This window comes from Phaeodactylibacter luteus, from assembly GCF_007993045.1.
Lineage (GTDB): Bacteria > Bacteroidota > Bacteroidia > Chitinophagales > Saprospiraceae > Phaeodactylibacter > Phaeodactylibacter luteus.
Genome location: NZ_VOOR01000209.1, coordinates 1 through 455, shown reverse-complemented (window position 1 = coordinate 455; position 455 = coordinate 1). Strand labels below are relative to the sequence as shown.

The window sequence follows — 455 nt, the reverse complement described above, 5'->3', positions numbered from 1 at the left end:
CCAATAGGCGCAGTTCCTCTTCTATGAAACGGGTGATTGAGCGCAATACCCGGTGGGCGGCTCGCTTTGATTGCAGGAAAATACTGCAATCGTCCGCATAGCGGATAAAGCGATGACCACGTTGGGCAAGTTCCTTGTCCAGCTCGTCCAGTAGGATGTTAGACAGCAGTGGGCTAAGTGGCCCGCCCTGGGGCGTCCCCTTGTCCCGCTGGCTAACCAGCCCGCCGAGCAATAAGCCGGAGCTGAGAAAGCTACGAATCAGTTTCAATAGAACAGGGTCCTTTACCTTGCGCTTCAGCAGTTTCAACAATAGGCTGTGGTTGACTTCGTCGAAGAAACTTTTCAGGTCCAGATCAATAATGTCCTGGAATCCTTCATTGATGTTACGCTTTGCCTGTCGCAATGCCTGGTGGGCACTCCGTCCTGGACGAAAACCATAACTGAAGGGTGAAAAG

General features: G+C 52.3%; 1 protein-coding gene. It reads right to left on the bottom strand.

The window, feature by feature from the left end; all coding sequences use genetic code 11:
- A partial coding sequence (locus tag FRY97_RS22090) for a reverse transcriptase domain-containing protein (protein WP_246141900.1) occupies positions 1 to 455 on the bottom strand: 455 nt, incomplete at both ends.